Annotated in this window: 17 protein-coding genes and 1 tRNA gene; 8 read left to right on the top strand and 10 right to left on the bottom strand. The window is 53.2% G+C overall.

Annotated elements, in window-relative coordinates:
- Positions 1–24: 24 nt before the first annotated feature.
- Positions 25–1,956, bottom strand: a complete 1,932-nt coding sequence (locus QZ303_RS02015; RefSeq protein ID WP_295728503.1) for a glycoside hydrolase family 97 protein — start codon at positions 1,954–1,956, stop codon at positions 25–27.
- Positions 1,957–2,199: 243 nt separating this feature from the next.
- On the opposite strand from QZ303_RS02015, the gene QZ303_RS02010 reads away from it, so the two are divergent.
- The 6 genes from QZ303_RS02010 (at position 2,200) to QZ303_RS01985 (ending at position 5,989) form a co-directional block, all read left to right on the top strand.
- Positions 2,200–2,270, top strand: a tRNA-Cys gene (locus tag QZ303_RS02010).
- 81 nt (positions 2,271–2,351) lie between these two features.
- A complete protein-coding gene (gene ybaK, locus QZ303_RS02005) occupies positions 2,352–2,852 on the top strand; it encodes a Cys-tRNA(Pro) deacylase (RefSeq protein WP_295728361.1) in 501 nt (166 codons plus the stop codon).
- Between the two features lie 12 nt (positions 2,853–2,864).
- A complete protein-coding gene (aroC, locus tag QZ303_RS02000) occupies positions 2,865–3,956 on the top strand; it encodes a chorismate synthase (RefSeq protein ID WP_295728359.1) in 1,092 nt (363 codons plus the stop codon).
- Complete coding sequence (locus QZ303_RS01995; RefSeq protein ID WP_295728358.1) at positions 3,922–4,881, top strand: TIGR01212 family radical SAM protein; 960 nt, start codon at positions 3,922–3,924, stop codon at positions 4,879–4,881. Before aroC ends, QZ303_RS01995 begins: the two co-directional genes overlap by 35 nt.
- Before the next feature lie 128 nt (positions 4,882–5,009).
- Positions 5,010–5,567: an NUDIX domain-containing protein gene (locus tag QZ303_RS01990; RefSeq protein ID WP_295728356.1), complete on the top strand. Its 558-nt coding sequence runs from the start codon at positions 5,010–5,012 to the stop codon at positions 5,565–5,567.
- Complete coding sequence (locus QZ303_RS01985; protein ID WP_295728355.1) at positions 5,552–5,989, top strand: VanZ family protein; 438 nt, start codon at positions 5,552–5,554, stop codon at positions 5,987–5,989. The genes QZ303_RS01990 and QZ303_RS01985 overlap by 16 nt, the downstream gene beginning before the upstream one ends.
- On the opposite strand, the gene QZ303_RS01980 is transcribed toward QZ303_RS01985, so the two are convergent.
- From QZ303_RS01980 to QZ303_RS01940, 9 genes are all read right to left on the bottom strand, one after another.
- Complete coding sequence (locus QZ303_RS01980; protein ID WP_295728353.1) at positions 5,955–7,013, bottom strand: TlpA disulfide reductase family protein; 1,059 nt, start codon at positions 7,011–7,013, stop codon at positions 5,955–5,957. The genes QZ303_RS01985 and QZ303_RS01980 overlap by 35 nt on opposite strands.
- 38 nt (positions 7,014–7,051) lie before the next feature.
- A complete protein-coding gene (locus tag QZ303_RS01975) occupies positions 7,052–7,804 on the bottom strand; it encodes an OmpA family protein (RefSeq protein WP_295728351.1) in 753 nt (250 codons plus the stop codon).
- Positions 7,805–7,808: 4 nt separating this feature from the next.
- Positions 7,809–8,129: a hypothetical protein gene (locus tag QZ303_RS01970; RefSeq protein ID WP_295728350.1), complete on the bottom strand. Its 321-nt coding sequence runs from the start codon at positions 8,127–8,129 to the stop codon at positions 7,809–7,811.
- Positions 8,130–8,372: 243 nt separating this feature from the next.
- Positions 8,373–9,677 (bottom strand): NADH:ubiquinone reductase (Na(+)-transporting) subunit F, encoded by a 1,305-nt coding sequence (gene nqrF / locus QZ303_RS01965; RefSeq protein ID WP_295728349.1) that lies wholly within the window; start codon positions 9,675–9,677, stop codon positions 8,373–8,375.
- A gap of 7 nt (positions 9,678–9,684) precedes the next feature.
- Positions 9,685–10,302, bottom strand: a complete 618-nt coding sequence (gene nqrE / locus QZ303_RS01960; RefSeq protein WP_295728347.1) for an NADH:ubiquinone reductase (Na(+)-transporting) subunit E — start codon at positions 10,300–10,302, stop codon at positions 9,685–9,687.
- 27 nt (positions 10,303–10,329) lie between these two features.
- Positions 10,330–10,953 (bottom strand): NADH:ubiquinone reductase (Na(+)-transporting) subunit D, encoded by a 624-nt coding sequence (locus QZ303_RS01955; RefSeq protein WP_295728345.1) that lies wholly within the window; start codon positions 10,951–10,953, stop codon positions 10,330–10,332.
- A 3-nt stretch (positions 10,954–10,956) separates the two neighbouring features.
- On the bottom strand, positions 10,957–11,670 hold the full coding sequence (gene nqrC / locus QZ303_RS01950) for an NADH:ubiquinone reductase (Na(+)-transporting) subunit C (protein WP_295728343.1): 714 nt from the start codon (positions 11,668–11,670) through the stop codon (positions 10,957–10,959).
- 5 nt (positions 11,671–11,675) lie between these two features.
- Positions 11,676–12,884 (bottom strand): NADH:ubiquinone reductase (Na(+)-transporting) subunit B, encoded by a 1,209-nt coding sequence (locus tag QZ303_RS01945; protein ID WP_295728342.1) that lies wholly within the window; start codon positions 12,882–12,884, stop codon positions 11,676–11,678.
- Between the two features lie 8 nt (positions 12,885–12,892).
- The gene (locus tag QZ303_RS01940; RefSeq protein WP_295728340.1) at positions 12,893–14,239 is read right to left on the bottom strand and encodes a Na(+)-translocating NADH-quinone reductase subunit A; all 1,347 of its coding nucleotides are present in this window, start codon (positions 14,237–14,239) and stop codon (positions 12,893–12,895) included.
- Between the two features lie 172 nt (positions 14,240–14,411).
- Between QZ303_RS01940 and QZ303_RS01935 the strand changes: the two genes are divergently transcribed.
- Both QZ303_RS01935 and QZ303_RS01930 read left to right on the top strand, forming a co-directional pair.
- Positions 14,412–15,890 carry a potassium/proton antiporter gene (locus QZ303_RS01935; RefSeq protein ID WP_295728338.1) on the top strand — a complete coding sequence of 493 codons (1,479 nt, stop codon included), beginning with the start codon at positions 14,412–14,414 and terminating at the stop codon, positions 15,888–15,890.
- 406 nt (positions 15,891–16,296) lie between these two features.
- Positions 16,297–17,037, top strand: a 741-nt coding sequence (locus QZ303_RS01930) for a MotA/TolQ/ExbB proton channel family protein (RefSeq protein ID WP_295728337.1), incomplete at its 3' end; no start/stop codon positions are given.

Here is a 17,037-nt window from a genome sequence, read left to right as displayed (position 1 = left end):
TGTAGGTTTCATAGGTTATGGTGATCAAAGAGTTTTCCCGTTATATTTCTTTGTCTTTTTTGCATCGGACGGAAGCGCGGGGCGTAGATGGATTGCCGCTCCACCTCGTGGAGAGAGATTGAACTGCATTTTGTCGGATGCGCTGACGAGCCATTTTCCGCATCTTACCTTTGTAGCCGTGTCGACTGTGGGGTCGTCGGTGTATGTCTCGGCCACGTATTTAGTGTCCGGTTCGAGGAATGAAAGGTCTATGCTGCGAGTGTCGCCGTCGTTGTTGGTCATGGCGCCTATCCACCATTCATCGCCGTTGCGGCGTGCCATCGTTATCCCTTTTCCGGGATAACCGTCGAGCACGTGCGACTCGTCCCACACTGTTTTTAACCCTTCGAACCATGCCAGCTCCGGCTCGCCGTGGGAGCGCGACGGGGTGTCGTACCATAATATGGTCTGAAGCGGCGAGTACATCACGAGCGACGCTGCAAGCTGATGGGCGTGGGTGTTGCGCAGTCGGCGGTCGTAGTAGCATATGGTGTAGTCGGCGGCTCCGTTGATCATGCGGGTGAAGGGTAGTGTCACATTATGGGTGGCGTCGGGCCATTCTTCATTGCCGTGTATGCCCTCCTGCGTGAGCAGGTTGGGATATGTGCGTGAGAAACCGGACGGCCGGAATTCGTCATGTATGTTGATGAGGAGATGGTTTTCGGCGGCAAGGCGTACCATATCGTGAAGCCATGTGGCCCAACGGTGGGATGCGTATTGCACGAATCCCGACTTCACGCCTACTATGCCCCATCGGTGGAGCATCGGGAAAATCTCGCGCATCTGTTTCTGGAGGGCATGCTGATTGACATATACCCATATCCCCACGCCTTTTTCCTTTCCGTAGGCTACTACGCGCGGCATGTCGAGCTTGTCGACGACAATGCGGGCGTCGCCGTCGTGGGATGTACACGGTTCATACCATTTCCAGTCGAAGAGCATGTAAGGTATATTGTGTTCGGCACAGAAGTCGATCGTGGCGATGGCTCCCTCGGTCGAGATGGTGGTCTCTCGCATTATAGTCCCTGGCCTCACCCATTGCGCGGCGTCGGCTATCTCGCATGGCGGATTGAGGTTGAGGATTATGTCGTTGTTCTCAAGCAAACCGCCGGGGGTGTCTGCCGTGATGATCACTTTCCAAGGAGTGGCATAGTAGGTGACCACGTCTACGGGGGAGTACATCACCGATGACAGAGTGTTGGCGCGTCGCGGATTGCGGTCGAGCTTGGTCAGACACCAGTCGTCTACATCCGCGTCGGTGATGGCTGCCCAGTAACCATCAGGGTATTCTATTGTCAGCGCCCTTTCTACCGGATGGGCGATGCTGTCGATAGCGAGCCGTTCGAACGGGGCCTGTGCCCACTGTTCGCTCCATGCCATCACTCCCTCCGGGAAGGTATATTCGGTAAGGTCGGCGGTGACTTTGTGGAACACCGCTTTCGGATGTTCGGGAAGGAAGTAGCGGAACGCCACTCCTTCGTCGTAGGCGCGTGCCTCGACATTGAGGCGGTAGTCGCTGTTGTCTTTTTTCGAGAGATAGATTGTGGCGGCGTTATAGTTGTCGGCAACCTTGGAGCGCTCGCCGTAGAGTGGTGTCCATTCCCCCGAGTTGGATGTGACAGGACTTACCGAATCGACCGTGAATGCCTCCATCCAACAGTCGTACTGCGGCAGTGATCGCATGCCGAGAGCCATCTCCCAGACACGGTTGTCGAGGTCGAGCCCTGCGCGAGAGTCTGTAACTACCGGACGTCCTTTGTAGGTCACGTCGTAGCGCAGTCCTGCTTCTTCTGCCACCTTATCTTCTGCGAGACGGAAGGATATTCCGTTGATGCCTCCCGGTGATAGGAGGTGCAATTGTGGGGCGGAGGCTGCCATGGCGATATTTGCAGCCATGGCGGCGATCATGGATGTCATGTATGGCTTGTGCATGATGATTGTTCTTTCATCTGATAATGCGCGCTATGCGTCCGGATTACCTAACCGGATATTAAAAAGATTGTCAGATGGCTGTAACGATAAAAAATATAGGGATTGCTATGCATTGATTTCTAACCGGTTCGGCTCTCCGTGGTATCGGCAACGTGAAAATTGCTGCGATAAAATTTGCATATTAACTTAATAGACCGTACCTTTGCATCCGTCAACCGTCAAAACAATGGTTCCATGGCCGAGTGGTTAGGCAACGGTCTGCAAAACCGTGCACAGCAGTTCGATTCTGCTTGGGACCTCTTAAGGAATGAGAGTATTCGTCATCATATGACGCACACTCTCATTTTTGTCTATTTATACACTTCGCTATATGTTGTCTTATGGGAAAGAATGCGAAAGGCACGGCCAAGACGAACGCCGCACGTCTGCTTGACAAGGCCGGTATAAAATATGAACTGATCCCCTATGAGGTGGATGAGGATAATCTTGCGGCCGATCATGTGGCGGAAGAGCTTGGGGAGGATATCAATCGGGTGTTCAAGACGCTTGTCCTGAACGGAGAACGATCGGGACATTTCGTGTGTGTGATTCCCGGCAATATGGAGGTCGAACTCAAGGCCGCGGCACGTGTGGCCGGCGCCAAGAAGGCGGATTTGATTCCGATGAAGGAACTGTTGCCCCTTACTGGCTATATCCGTGGCGGTTGTTCGCCGATAGGCATGAAGAAGCCTTTTCCCACCTTTTTCCACTCTACGATAAATGACTACGACCATGTGTATGTGAGTGCCGGCATGCGTGGACTACAGTTTCGTATAGCACCATCTGACCTCATAGCCTACACTGGCGGTGTCGTAGCCGATATAGCAACATTACAATCCTGAGCACTGAAATATATGAGTATCAACACATTTGGCAATATATACCGTCTGACATCCTTTGGAGAGTCTCACGGTGTTGCGATAGGCGGAGTCATAGACGGGATGCCGTCGGGCGTCGCGCTCGACACCGATGCCATACAACGTCAGCTTGACAGACGGCGTCCCGGGCAGTCGGCGATAACCACGGCCCGTTCGGAGACTGACCGCGTGGAGTTCCTCAGCGGCATAATGGATGGTGTCACTACCGGAACGCCTATTGGTTTCGTCGTGAGGAATGCGGATCATCATTCGAGTGACTATGAGAATATGCGTCATGTGTTCCGCCCATCCCATGCAGACTATACTTATAATAATAAATACGGACTCCGCGATCACCGGGGCGGAGGTCGTTCGTCGGCCCGCGAGACAATAGCCCGCGTGGTAGGGGGTGCTGTAGCCATGCAGGCGCTTCATGCGATCTATCCCGGAGTGGCTGTTTCGGCTTACACCTCGCGTGTAGGGGATGTGGCCATGAATGGAGACGGAGCATGGTACGGCCTTGACCTTATAGATTCCAACGACGTGCGTTGTCCGGATTCGGTAGCCGCCGAGGATATGAGGCGGTTGATACTGGATGTGAAAAAGCAGGGTGATACGGTAGGAGGGATTGTTACTGCCGTGGTGCGCGGTATTCCGGCAGGCCTTGGCGAGCCGGTGTTCGGCAAGCTTCACGCGATGCTTGCCGCCGCCATGCTGAGCATAAATGCCGCCAAGGGGTTTGAGTATGGAATGGGCTTCGCTGGCTGCTGCCGGCGCGGCTCGGAGATGATAGATAGTATGGAGAGTCGTGGGACGGGTGAACGCCCGCGTTTCCTTTCGAACAATTCCGGGGGAATTCAGGGTGGTATCTCCAATGGAGAGGATATCGTAATGCGCGTTGCGTTCAAGCCGGTAGCGACTCTTTTGAGTGAGGTGGCAACTGTAGATGACTCGGGTGCTGATGCCGTATTGCATGCGCGTGGTCGCCATGACCCGTGTGTGCTGCCACGTGCTGTGCCGATAGTCGAGGCGATGGCTGCAATGACATTGCTCGATGCCGCCCTGCTCAATCGTGCGGCCAGGATATGAGGTGGTGATGGAGAAGCATTATCGAGATTACGCTGATTTCCTGGGGGAGCATTTCGATGGGAAAATGCAGAAGCTCTCGGTGAATACCGGAAACAGCTGTCCCAACCGTGACGGTACTATCGGTCACGGAGGTTGTTCCTACTGCAATAACATGGCGTTTACACCCGCTTATTGCCTTGCTACGGACAGTATTGCCGTGCAACTTGACAAGGGTAGGCGATTTTTCTCCAGGAAATATAATGATATGCGCTACCTTGCCTATTTCCAATCGTACACATCGACACACGGCAGCCTCGGGCGTTTCAAGGAGGCATGTGAGGAGGCCCTTGCCGTGGATGATATCGATGGAATAGTTGTGGGCACGCGCCCTGATTGTTTCGACAGGCCGACGGCACGTTTTCTCGGCGGTCTGTTGCGCGAAGGCCGGTTTGTGATGATGGAATTCGGTGCGGAGAGCGCTCATGACATGACTCTGAGGCGTGTGAACAGATGTCATAGGTGGGCCGATACAGTCTTTGCCGTTAATATGGCACGGAAAGAAGGGCTTTTTACGGGCGTTCATCTGATAATGGGACTTCCCGGTGAGAGCCGTACCATGATGCTACAGACTGTCGCTGCGTTGAATCTGCTCTGTCCGGACACAGTGAAGTTTCATCAGTTGCAGGTCGTAGGAGGCACCCGCCTTGCCGATGACGTGGCCGAGGGGAAAGAGTCGGTGCAATCCTTGTCGGTCGACGGCTATCTCGATCTGTGTTGCGATCTGGTTGCCCGGCTGAATCCGGCTATAGCGATAGAGCGATTCACGAGCCAGTCGCCGGGTGACATGCTTATAAGTCCACGCTGGGGGCTGAAAAACCATGAGTTCGTCCATAAGCTTGAACGCCTGCTCAATGCGCGTGGCATAATTCAAGGATGTCTTTCATAAGAAGCTCTTAGGCAGGAGGGCCGTTTTTAAACAGCCTCTTAAACAAAAAAGACCGCTTGGCGCGTTATAGATTGAAAAGGTCGGTATGACCGTATTGTTTCAGCTATTTAATCGGTAAAAAGTTTTCTATGAGATTTACTTATTGTCCGGATTGCGGCAGTTTGCTGGATGCCCGTGAACTTGGCGACGAAGGCTTGGTGCCCTGGTGCGACAAGTGCGGAAAGCCGTGGTTCGATATGTTTTCAACGTGTGTGATCGCACTTGTGGCGAACGAACGCGACGAAGTGCTGTTGCAGCGTCAGGCGTATATAAGCACTAAATACTGCAATCTCGTGTCGGGCTATATGACTCCGGGCGAGAGGGCGGAGGAGGCCGCTTTGCGGGAGATAAAGGAGGAAACGGGACTTGACATCGAGGCCCTTGAACTTGCGGGCACATGGTGGTTCAGCCGCAAGGGGTTGCTTATGATCGGTTTTCTTGCCCGCGCCGTGCCGGGGCAGGAGCTTAAATTGTCGGTAGAGGTTGATTCCGCCGAATGGCAGCCTGCCGAGAAGGCGCTTACGATGGTGCATCCGGCCGGTAACGGCAGCACGAGCAATGCTTTGACGACCATTTTCTGCGAACGTCTGCGACGCGGACTTCCGGGAGTGACTGTAAAAAATATCAAGCCATGTTCAGACTGCTGATACGAGGATTACCGGCGTGGACGCTGAGTATTGTATGCTTTCTTGCGATAGCATATCTGACTTTATGGCCCGATCCGCTACAGGGACGCAGGATCGAGCTTTTCGAGGGCGCAGACAAGGTGGTGCACGCAATCATGATGATGGGCATGATGCTGTGCATGGGTCTTGATGCTTTGAGAAAAAAAGCGGCGCACCGTTTTGATGATTCGGTGCGCGCGCCTAAGGGGTTGTTGACTGTGTATATGCTTATTGTCGTGCTTTTCGGCGGAGCAATCGAACTGCTGCAAGGCGCTATGGGTCTTGGCCGTGGTGAGGATTGGGCCGATTTCGGTGCCGACGCTGTCGGTGCGGCAGTCGGATGGGTAATATGCCTTTTGGCTTGGAGCGCTACTGTCCGATGGATGTTTCCTGAGCAGGAGTAGCAAATGAGTCGGCGATAGCTTTGCGTAATTCCTCCCCTTCGATTCCACGGGCCACAATAGTACCGTCAGGCGATATAAGCATCAGATGCGGTATGCCGTATATGCCGTAGAGATCTGTAGGAATCTTTTGGGCGTCGATAATCTGAGGCCATGGCAACTGCATCTGTTTGGCGGCACGTTCGGAGTCGGCGGGTTCGTCCCATACGGCAACCCCGAGTACTTCAAGCCCCTTGTCCTTATATTGTCCGTAAAGTTCTTTCAGAAGCGGCATGGCACGACGGCACGGTCCGCACCAGCTTGCCCAGAAATCAACGAGCAGCCATTTGCCTTTACCGGCATAGTCGCTTAGCTTCTGAGTCTTGCCGTTGTAGTCGACGGAGAAGTCGGTAAACTTATGGCCGGGAGAGGTTATTTCCGCGTTGTGGAGACTTTTGGCGAGGTCGGCCACGTTTTTGTTTTCACGGAACATGGGGTATTTTTTCAACAGTGACTCAAGTTCGGCAGTCGAGCGGCATTCCGATGCTTTGTCGAGGAATAAAATGCGCCCGATGGGATCTGACAGATGCGCATTCATGATTGAGTCGGCAGAGACCTGGAATCTGTCAATCGCCTCTTGGCGCAGTGAATCCGAGGGAAGCGTCTGGAGCGAACCTGCAATCTCGCGGTAACGGTCAGTAAATGCTTTCATCTCCTTGTTGAGAGGGGTGGATGTGCATGCACCATCCTGGTCGATTACGATATCTCCCGGCTCGACTATGAATGACGGACCACGCTTGTCGCCGACAAGTATGCGTGCGTAATACGGGTCGGCTACTGTCCCGGAGAATTTGACTGCACCGTCCGTTACAAGCAGGCTGTCAACCTTGTCGCCTGTCTCCCTGTTGACCAGATATGTCATCTTGTTTTTCCCTTCGGGAGGTATGGTTGTAGTCACTGAGAAATTCGGAGTGGAAGCGTGTGAGGTGGTACAAGCCACAGACATCGACATGGCGATGAGCACGGCACTGTAGAGGATAGGTTTCATTGTGTGTGGGCGTATTGCTGTATGGTGAAGAAATATGCTTATTTCGATATTCCGTTATCGGATAGTTTACCGGATTTGGCGAGGTCGATAAGCCGCTCGTCCGGGACTATGAAAATCTCGATGCGGCGGTTGGATGCGCGGTGCGACTGCGAGTCGTTTAGATACATCGGTTCGGTAGCGCCGAGCGCATATGGCACTACGACCGTTTCCGAAGGGAGGTTGCGCGACAGCCAAATGTCGATGGCATTGACACGCGCTTCGCTGAGCCGGTCGGTATATGAGGTTGAACCGGTGTCATCGGTATGGCATGTGATCACGAATTTATATATGCCGCGGCTGAGCAAAGACCTGTAGGGGGAGAGGATTTCAGGTGCGGTTGAGCGCAGCACCGTGTCGTTTGGCGCGAAGAGCAGATCTGTGCCAATTGTAGCAACGACCACTTCACCCGACCGCATGGTCTCTATCCGGGCTATTTTGCGTTGCGCCAGTTTTTTGGCTACTTCATTCATGTAGCCGGTGACAGCCTGTTTCTGCTTGTCGCCGATATGAGGAACAGCCAGGTTTTCGTCAAGCGACAGTTCGAGAGGGTCGGTCGATTCGGTATAATCTTTTTTCTTTGATTTTTTTTCCAGTGTAATGGATTTTGGAGGCGCGATGCTGTCACCCTTATGTTTGTCGGGATTGGCGCCAATGCGTGCTATTTTCTGGAAGATATTCTCGGCTCGGGCAGAGGTGCTGTCTGTTCCGGACAGGATGCATAGGGATAATATGACGAGTAAAATCCTTGACATGGCATCATATCTCTGTTTCGAGCGTTTTCTCGTAGGCGATTTCGCCCTCTACAATGTAGTGCACGTCGGCCTTGTCGACCACAGCGAGTTTGTCCTTGGCGAGCATCTTGTTGACGTATTCCATGATCTGAGGGAGTTCAGGCTCTGTAAGATCGTCATCGTCCGACGGAAGTTCCAGAAAGCCGTTGTCCTCATAAAAATCCCATATCATGTCGATGATGTTGAGGATCTCGTCATCGCTATATTTCATGGCTATCTCCTCCGGCATGTAAGCGCGGATGAATTTTATGGCATCGTTTTCGTCAAACATATTATTTTCAGACATATTGAAATATTGGCTATGAGGGTTATTATAGCGCTAAGTTAATGAAAAGATGCGGAAAGACATGCCGGCGTTACAAAATTTCACAAGAATTATAGGAATTTTAATCCATGGATTTCCTCCTCCGCACTGACGCGCCGGAGTCAGTCGGGTGACGTATCGATGATGTTCCAGTCCTCCGGCCGGGACACAAAAACGGCGGTGTGTCAAACGCACACCGCCGATGTTGTGATTGGAGTTCTTGTTTTATCCGCCGAAGTTGTCGTACATGAGATTCTCCGAAGGAACACCGAGATCCCAAAGCATTTTTTCCACGGCTTTGCTCATAGGGCCCGGTCCGCACATGTAGTATTCGATATCCTCCGGTGCGGGATGGTTCTTCAGGTATGTCTCGTAGATTACCTGGTGGACGAATCCCGGTGTGTACTTCACGCCGGCTGCATCTGCTGCCGGATCCGGCCGGTCGAGGGCGAGATGGAACTTGAAGTTGGGGAAGTCCTTCTCGAGTTGCAGGAAGTCCTGGAGATAGAACACCTCGTTGAGCGCACGTGCACCGTAGAAGTAGTTCATCACACGGTCGGTGGTGTTGAGCGTGCGCGTCATATACATGATCTGGGCGCGCAGGGGGGCCATGCCGGCACCGCCGCCTACCCACATCATCTCGTTCTTCGAGTCGAATATGGGGTGGAAGTCACCGTAAGGGCCGCTCATCACCACCTTGTCGCCAGGTTTGAGGGTAAATATGTAGCTTGAGGCTATTCCCGGCATCACATCCTGGAATCCTACCTGGGGTTTCGGCTTGAATGGTGGAGTGGCTATGCGCACCGTAAGCATGATACGGTCGCCTTCTTCAGGATAGTTGGCCATGGAGTAGGCTCTTACCGTAGGCACGGTGTTGCGGCATTTCAAGGAGAAGAGTCCGAATTTTTCCCAAGCCGGCAGGTATTCCTCGCCAATGAGCGACTTGTCGATATCCTTGTCGTAGTCCATATCGTAGGCAGGAATCTTTATCTGTGCGTACGAGCCGGGGAGGAAGTTCATATGCTCGCCCGGAGGAAGAGCCACGATGAATTCCTTGATGAACGTGGCGACATTCTTGTTGGAGATCACCTCGCATTCCCACTCTTTTACGTCGAGAACCGATGCGGGCACTCCGATCTTCATGTCGTCCTTCACCTTTACCTGGCATCCGAGACGCCAACGGTCCTTCATCTGCTTGCGTGTGAAGTGTACTGTCTCGGTGGGGAGGATGTTGCCTCCGCCCTCGAATACCTGCACCTTGCACTGTCCGCAGCTTCCTTTTCCACCGCATGCGGAGGAGAGGAATACATTCTGGTCGGCAAGAGTCGACAGCAACGTTTTGCCCGACTGGGCGAATACGTCCTTGTCGTTGTTGATGTTGATGCGTACCTGACCGGTCTTTACGAGAAACTTCTTTGCAACAAGAAGCATCGTCACCAGCAGGAGGGTTATTATCAGAAATATCACCACTCCGGAAATCACGGTGAGAGAGCCGGTAGTGGCAAGTATGGTCAATGATAGAGTATTCATCGATATGTCAGAGTTTTATTCCGAGGAAGCTCATGAACGCGATGCCCATAAGACCGGTGATTATGAATGTTATGCCTACTCCGCGCAGGGGCTTGGGTATGTTGCTGTACTCCTGGAGGCGCTCACGTATGGCAGCTATCGCCACAATGGCGAGAAGCCATCCGAGACCCCATCCCGCACCTGCGCATGTCGCGGTCCAGACGTTGGGGAAGTCTCTCTGCTGCATGAAAAGCGAACCGCCGAGGATGGCGCAGTTCACCGCTATCAGCGGCAGGAAGATGCCCAGGGAAGCGTAGAGCGAAGGGCTGAACTTTTCGACGGCCATCTCCACCAGCTGCGTCAGCGAGGCAATGACCGCGATGAACATTATCAGCGACAGGAAACTCAGATCCACGTCGGCATATTCCGGGCCGAGCCATTGCAATGCGCCGGCACGCAGCACGTAGTTTTCAAGCAGATAGTTGATCGGGAGCGATACTACGAGCATGAATGTGACTGCGGCACCCAGACCGAGTGCTGTCTTTACTTTCTTGGATACGGCAAGAAACGAGCACATACCCAGAAAGTAGGCGAAAATCATGTTGTCGACGAAAATCGACCTGATGAAAATATTGAAATTCTCCATTGTTGCTACTTGTGTATGTATGTGTTGTTATTCCTGAAGGTCTTTATTCACTGAACGATGCACCCAGATGATGCATCCGGTGACGATGAGTGCCATCGGCGGCAGGATCATCAGACCGTTGTTGGCATATCCGTGGTCATAGCATATTTGCGGTATCACCTGCACGCCCCACAGTGTGCCGCTTCCGAGAAGTTCGCGGAAGAAAGCCACTATTATCAGTATTATGGCGTAGCCTGCGCCGTTGCCCACACCGTCGAGGAACGACGGCCATGGCTTGTTGCCCATGGCGAACGCTTCAAGACGCCCCATGAGAATACAGTTCGTGACTATCAGGCTCACGAACACCGACAGCTGCTTGCTGACATCGTACTGGTAGGCTATCAGGAGCTGGTTGACGATTACTACCAGACCTGCCACCACCACGAGTTGCACGATTATTCGTATGTTTGTGGGGATGGTGTTGCGGATCAATGAGATTATCACATTGGAGAATGCGAGCACGGCAATCACTGATATGCCCATGACGCATGCCGGTTCGAGCTTGGCGGTGACTGCCAGACATGAGCATATGCCGAGAATCTGGACAATCACGGGGTTGTCTTTCGACAACGGGTTGAGCAATGTGCTCAGATTTTTGTTTTCTGTAGCCATGACTTACCGTGTTTGATTTTCTGAGAGTGTCTTAAGGAACATCGAGTATGCGCCGATGCAGTTGTCGATCATCGAACCGACACCTTTCGAGGTGATGGTGCCTCCCGAAATGCCGTCTACATAGTCCTCGCCGTTGGTCGGCACTTGTCCGGCCTTCATTACGGCGACCGGCAGGAATTTGTCATCCTTGAACATGTGCTTTCCTTCAAACTGGTCGGAGAATGCGGGCTTCTCGATTTCCGCACCAAGGCCGGGAGTCTCGCCCTGATGGGCGAAGTATGCGCCATAGACGGTCGAACCGTCGGAATCGATGGCTACGTACCCCCATATCGGACCCCATAGTCCTGCACCGTTGACAGGGACTATGTATTTTACGTCGCCCGGTGCCAGAGTGCATTCATAGACAGGAAGGGCACGTTGGTCGACAGGCTTTTTTGCTTCTTCGGCCGTGTTTATATCGAAAGCGTTGCCGGGGAGCTCCTCGCCGAGTGAGTTCACTATCAAAGAGCGCGTGATGTAGCGGTCGAAATCGACAGTCACGGAATCTTTTGCAGGAGTTATGTGCACTGATGCGAGAATCTGCTTCATCTTGTCGGCATTGATATTCTCCTGTTGGCGGCTCTTCAGTCCCAGTGCAGTGAAAGCGAGTGCCGCACCCACTACCACCACCATCACTATTATATAGATAATGGTGTAAACGTTGCTTTGCTTATTCATGACATTCACGCTTTTGAGTTAAGACGGCGCATGCGACGGCGTATGTTGCCCTCCACCACACAGTAGTCGATCAGCGGAGCCAACGCGTTCATCAGTAGCACTGCCAGCATTGCACCTTCCGGGTATCCGTTGTTGTAGGTGCGGATGATGACGGCTATCACGCCGATAAGGAATCCGTAGATATATTTGCCTTTGTCGGTACGGGCAGCCGTGACGGGGTCGGTGGCCATGAATACCGCCGCGAAGGCGAATCCGCCAAGTGTGATCTGCTCAAGAGGGGTGAGCATAGTGGCCGGATAAAGCTCGGTGGGGAAGCTGTGGGCTATGAGGCCCATCAGGAAACCTCCGGCAAATACCGACAGGATTATTCGCCAGCTGGCTATGCCTGTGGCGAGCAGGATGACGGCGCCTATGAGGATGCACAGCGTTGAGGTCTCGCCTACGGAGCCGGGTATCAGGCCGAGGAACATGTCCCAGTAGCTCAATGCACGTCCGGTGACGTCGGTGAGCATCAGCTTGTCGCCTACGTTGGTGGCGACCTGCCCCAGAGGTGTGGCTCCCGAGAATCCGTCTACGACAGTGCCTTCGCCAAGGCCGCAGATGCTTCCGGTCGACACGAAAACGCCGTCACCGCTCATTTTCGACGGATATGCGAAGAATAGGAATGCGCGGGTCACAAGCGCCACGTTGAAGATATTGTAGCCTGTACCTCCGAAGATCTCTTTTACGAATATCACGGAGAATGCGGTGGCTACTGCCATCATCCATAGTGGGGTGTCGACAGGGCATATAAGCGGAATCAGGATGCCTGACACGAGGAATCCTTCCTGAATCTCCTCCTTGCGCCATTGGGCCACGGCGAATTCGATGCCGAGGCCGACCACGTATGATACCACAAGCTTTGGCAGGAGTGCCAGGAATCCGTAGGCAAACATCTCCCAGAATGGGAAACTCATGTCGCCTATGGCCATCCAGTGCTGGTAGCCGATGTTGAACATACCGAACAGCAGACACGGAACGAGTGCCAGCACCACTATGATCATCACCCTCTTTGAGTCGAGGCTGTCGTGGATGTTGCAGCCGGAACGTGATGTCGTCGTCGGCGTGAACAGAAACGTCTCAAATCCGTCGAACACCGACTCGAAGGCGTGCAGGCGGCCGCCGGGGCGGAATTGAGGCTTGATACGGTCGAGATATTTTCTTAAAGCTTTCACGATAGAAATCAGTTGAGTTCCTTAAACATATAGTCGAGCGCCTCGGAAAGGATCTTCTGCAGCTCGAGTTTCGAGGGATCGACATACTCGCACAGTGCCAGATCCTCGGGCACGATTTCGTATATGCCGAGCTGTTCCATGCGGTCGATGTCGCGTGCGATGCATGCCTTGATGAGGTATTCAGGCAGTATGTCCATCGGGAGCACCTTGTCGTAGACGCCCGACATGATCATCGCGCGGCGTCCGCCGAGGATGCGTGCGTCCGGGCAGAACGCTTTCTTGATGAAATGGCCCGGGAACGAACGGCTGACGCTCATCTTCTGCGGCGAAAGTGACGCCCATCCGAGGAAGTCGGCCACGTCATCGCCTTCAGCGATCACGGTCACGAGGTTGTAGGGATAGCGCAGGAACCCTTCTTCTGACGATACCGGTATGCCGGTGAGCACGTTGCCGGAAATCACACGATGATGGATGGCGTCGTCGTTTATCTCGCCTTTCATGAGGGTGGCCATGTCGGCGCCCTGCTTTGTGAGGACGTACTTAGGCTCGGTGACCTCGCAGCCGGTCAGGGCCACGATGGTGTCGGAACATAGCTTGCCATGTAGGGCGAGGACGCCTATGCGGAGCAGGGTGGGGAGGTCGAGAGCCCATACGATGTCTCCTTTGTCGACCGGTTTGACGTTGGCTATCTGCACTCCGGCATTGCCTGCGGGATGAGGGCCGCTGACAGTGACGATGGTTGCGCCCTCTATGGCGCTTAACGGACTTCCGGGACGGACTCCGACATATACGTCGCCGTCAGTCAGGCGTTTGAGCATAGCTACGCCGGCATTCAGCTCAGCAAGTTTGTCACCGGCGAATGCCGCCATGTCGGGCGCCAATGGGGCGGAGTCGAAAGTGGTGACGAAGATGTCGCGGGGCGCTGTGCCGGGCCGGGGCACGATGCCGTAAGGACGCTGGCGCATCTGCGCCCACAGGCCGGAGTCGAGCAGCAGCTGCTGTGCCGTCGTGCTGTCGGCGACGGGAGTCGTCAGCTGGACGCATGCGTCCGCGCCGGTAGCATCCGGAACGATTACGATGCGTTCAAGTTTGCGGCGCTCGCCGCGCACTACTGCCTCGACTGTGCCTGCCACCGGCGACACTACCTTGACATCCGTGAATTGCTTGTCGTGGAACAACGGAGTGCCTGCAAGAACCTTATCTCCCTCCTTGACATCTACTTTCGGCGTAATGCCGGGATAATCGTCGGGAATGACGGCACATCTGTCGGGCATGCGGGACACCGGCTGTGACACCGCGGCTGCTCCACGTATGTTTATGTCGAGTCCTTTCCTTAGGTTTATAGATATTGCCATAACCATAATTATGTTGACGGGAAAAATTTCGTGCAAAGGTAGTTAATTTATCGTTAAGCCTCTTAATATATAGTAAAAAATAATGAAATCTATAGTTGCTATTTTATCATGATTGGAATTAGATGCATGTATCGGGCGCGAGGTAAGGCAAAAAGCCGTATCTTTGCAGCCGATGATTGAGATTACAAGCAGCAATATAATGCTCGTGGTAGCTGCGATGCTTATGATGAGCGTTCTGGTGGGCAAGGCCGGCAGCCGTTTCGGCATGCCTGCCCTGTTGTTGTTCCTCGGTGTGGGTATGCTGGCCGGCGTCGACGGGTTCGGGCTGCATTTCGATTCGGCCTTCTCCGCACAGTTTGTCGGCATGATCGCGTTGTCTATAATCCTGTTTACCGGAGGTCTGGAGACACGCTTTTCCGACATACGTCCTGTGCTGGTGCCCGGACTCGTGCTGGCTACCGTGGGCGTGTTGCTGACTACCGGGATAACCGGAGTGTTCATATATTACGTGTTTCACTGGCTTGTACCTGAGCATTCGTTCGGATGGATTGAATCTATGCTTATAGCGGCCATAATGTCGTCGACCGATTCGGCCTCGGTTTTTTCGATATTCGATTCGGCCAAGCTGGGGCTTAAACAGCGTCTGCGTCCTACCCTCGAGCTAGAAAGCGGCTCGAACGATCCGATGGCCTACCTTCTGGTGGTTATTCTGATAGGGATAATGGAGGGTAACGGACATCATGAGACGACAGGCGATCTTTTGCTGCACTCGTCGGTGACTCTCGTGGTGCAGCTCCTGTTCGGCGCTCTTGGAGGACTGTGCTCCGGCTATCTTACAGTGTGGGTAATCAACCGCCTGCGTGTAGACAATGAGTTCCTTTATCCGGTGATGGTGATTTCGTGCGTGTTCTTTACGTTTACGCTTACGGAGCTTATAGGCGGCAACAGCTACCTTGCCGTTTATATGGCAGGTCTGGTGGTCGGCAACAAGCGATTGGCGGTGCGTCGCACTATAACCACCTTCTTCGGCGGGTTCACATGGCTCGTTCAGATAATAATGTTCCTCACGCTCGGACTGCTGGTCAATCCTCATGAATTGCTCCAGGTGGTGGTGCCTGGCATCGCGCTGGGTCTGTTCATAATGCTTGTGGCTCGTCCGGCGGCGGTGTTCGTTTCTTTTATTCCGTTCCGTGGTTACACGCTCAAGGGGCGTGCGTATGTGGCATGGGTGGGGCTGCGCGGTGCGGTGCCGATTATCTTCGCCACCTATGCTGTAGTGTCGCCAGGAGTGGAGTCGTCGTCGTTCATATTCAATATAGTGTTCTTCATCACGATACTGTCGTTGCTGCTACAGGGCACTACCGTCAATGCGATGGCCCGTTGGCTCGGACTTAGTGTCCCTGTGAAGGAGCGGGCATTCAACGGCATAGATATATCCGATGATATAGCGGCTACCACGAGGGAACTTGAAATCACCTCGGGAATGCTTGCCGACGGGAACACTCTAAAGGAAATCGGGCTGCCGGCTGATGTGCTTGCCGTGATGGTGCGTCGTGACGACAGCTACATAGTGCCGAAGGGCGACACACGTCTTTATATGGGCGATGTGTTGCTGCTTGTGAGCACCGCCGGCGATGGCGAAGGCGCTTAATCAGCCGCCATTCGTTTCGGTTTACATACGATTGTATGCCTATTTCGGGAATTGTTTTCTAAAAATATGCTATGGAACATATATTAATGCTAAGAACGCTCTGAATGGCCTTTCGAATGAAAAAATAGATAGATAAAATTTGCGGGATAAGAAAACTAATAATAAATTTGCATATCCTAATCCGGCTTTAGACATTTTGAATGATGCCGGATATGATATTTGAAGAGTCTATACCGGAGGGACGTTGACAGTGCAGTCCGCATTCTGACCATTCTGACCTTGGCTAAACCGTGAGTCAATAGTACAGGTATGTCTGTCACCAATGTTTCAAGCCGCATAAACCAAAATCAAAACCAACAATATCTATAATAGTTAACTAATCAAAAAAACTTTCTTACAAAAAATTATGGAAGCTCAAAAGCCTAATGCAGGTGCAGCCCCTGCCAAAACTCAGAATCTCCACGACAGCGGTTCGAACGTTCGCGGTATCAAGAACGCTTTCCTCGTGATTGTTGCCTGCTTTATCGTGGCAATCTGTCTCTTCATCTTCTGGTTCGGTGCCGACAGCCACTTTGACGAGGCCGGACATCCTCAGGATCTTTGGGGTACAGTATACAAAGGCGGTTTCATCGTGCCTATCCTCCAGACCCTCTTCCTTACCGTTATCGTGCTCTCTGTAGAGCGTTGGATCGCCCTCTCTTCCGCTAAGGGCAAAGGTTCTATCACAAAGTTCGTTGCCGGTGTGAAGGCTTGCCTCAAGAAGGGTGACATCGCCGGTGCCCAGAAACTCTGCGCTAACCAGAAGGGTTCTGTTGCCGCAGTCGTAAGCGCAGCTCTCGTTCGCTACGAGGAGATGGATAAGAACACCGTCCTCACCAAGGAGCAGAAGATCGCCAACCTCCAGAAGGAAGTAGAAGAGGCTACCGCCCTCGAGATGCCCGCCCTCCAGCAGAATCTCCCGATTGTCGCTACTCTTACCACTCTCGGTACTCTTGTCGGACTTCTCGGAACTGTGATGGGTATGATCAAGTCGTTCCAGGCTCTTGCCGCTTCCGGTGCTCCTGACTCGACGGAACTTTCGACCGGTATCTCGGAGGCCCTTATCAACACCGCCTTCGGTATCGCCACCGGTGCATTCGCTGTAATC

It is taken from the genome of uncultured Muribaculum sp., from assembly GCF_910583865.1.
Taxonomy (GTDB): Bacteria; Bacteroidota; Bacteroidia; order Bacteroidales; family Muribaculaceae; genus Muribaculum.
The sequence above is the reverse complement of the archived record's forward strand: the minus strand, read 5'-3'. Positions and strand labels throughout refer to the sequence as shown.

Excerpts from the sequence above, each read along its gene's own strand:
- QZ303_RS02015 (WP_295728503.1), bottom strand. The coding sequence starts at position 1,956 with ATGACATCCATGATCGCCGCCATGGCTGCAAATATCGCCATGGCAGCC.
- ybaK (WP_295728361.1), top strand. The coding sequence starts at position 2,352 with ATGGGAAAGAATGCGAAAGGCACGGCCAAGACGAACGCCGCACGTCTG.
- aroC (WP_295728359.1), top strand. The coding sequence starts at position 2,865 with ATGAGTATCAACACATTTGGCAATATATACCGTCTGACATCCTTTGGA.
- QZ303_RS01995 (WP_295728358.1), top strand. The coding sequence starts at position 3,922 with ATGCCGCCCTGCTCAATCGTGCGGCCAGGATATGAGGTGGTGATGGAG.
- QZ303_RS01990 (WP_295728356.1), top strand. The coding sequence starts at position 5,010 with ATGAGATTTACTTATTGTCCGGATTGCGGCAGTTTGCTGGATGCCCGT.
- QZ303_RS01985 (WP_295728355.1), top strand. The coding sequence starts at position 5,552 with ATGTTCAGACTGCTGATACGAGGATTACCGGCGTGGACGCTGAGTATT.
- QZ303_RS01980 (WP_295728353.1), bottom strand. The coding sequence starts at position 7,013 with ATGAAACCTATCCTCTACAGTGCCGTGCTCATCGCCATGTCGATGTCT.
- QZ303_RS01975 (WP_295728351.1), bottom strand. The coding sequence starts at position 7,804 with ATGTCAAGGATTTTACTCGTCATATTATCCCTATGCATCCTGTCCGGA.
- QZ303_RS01970 (WP_295728350.1), bottom strand. The coding sequence starts at position 8,129 with ATGTCTGAAAATAATATGTTTGACGAAAACGATGCCATAAAATTCATC.
- nqrF (WP_295728349.1), bottom strand. The coding sequence starts at position 9,677 with ATGAATACTCTATCATTGACCATACTTGCCACTACCGGCTCTCTCACC.
- nqrE (WP_295728347.1), bottom strand. The coding sequence starts at position 10,302 with ATGGAGAATTTCAATATTTTCATCAGGTCGATTTTCGTCGACAACATG.
- QZ303_RS01955 (WP_295728345.1), bottom strand. The coding sequence starts at position 10,953 with ATGGCTACAGAAAACAAAAATCTGAGCACATTGCTCAACCCGTTGTCG.
- nqrC (WP_295728343.1), bottom strand. The coding sequence starts at position 11,670 with ATGAATAAGCAAAGCAACGTTTACACCATTATCTATATAATAGTGATG.
- QZ303_RS01940 (WP_295728340.1), bottom strand. The coding sequence starts at position 14,239 with ATGGCAATATCTATAAACCTAAGGAAAGGACTCGACATAAACATACGT.
- QZ303_RS01935 (WP_295728338.1), top strand. The coding sequence starts at position 14,412 with ATGATTGAGATTACAAGCAGCAATATAATGCTCGTGGTAGCTGCGATG.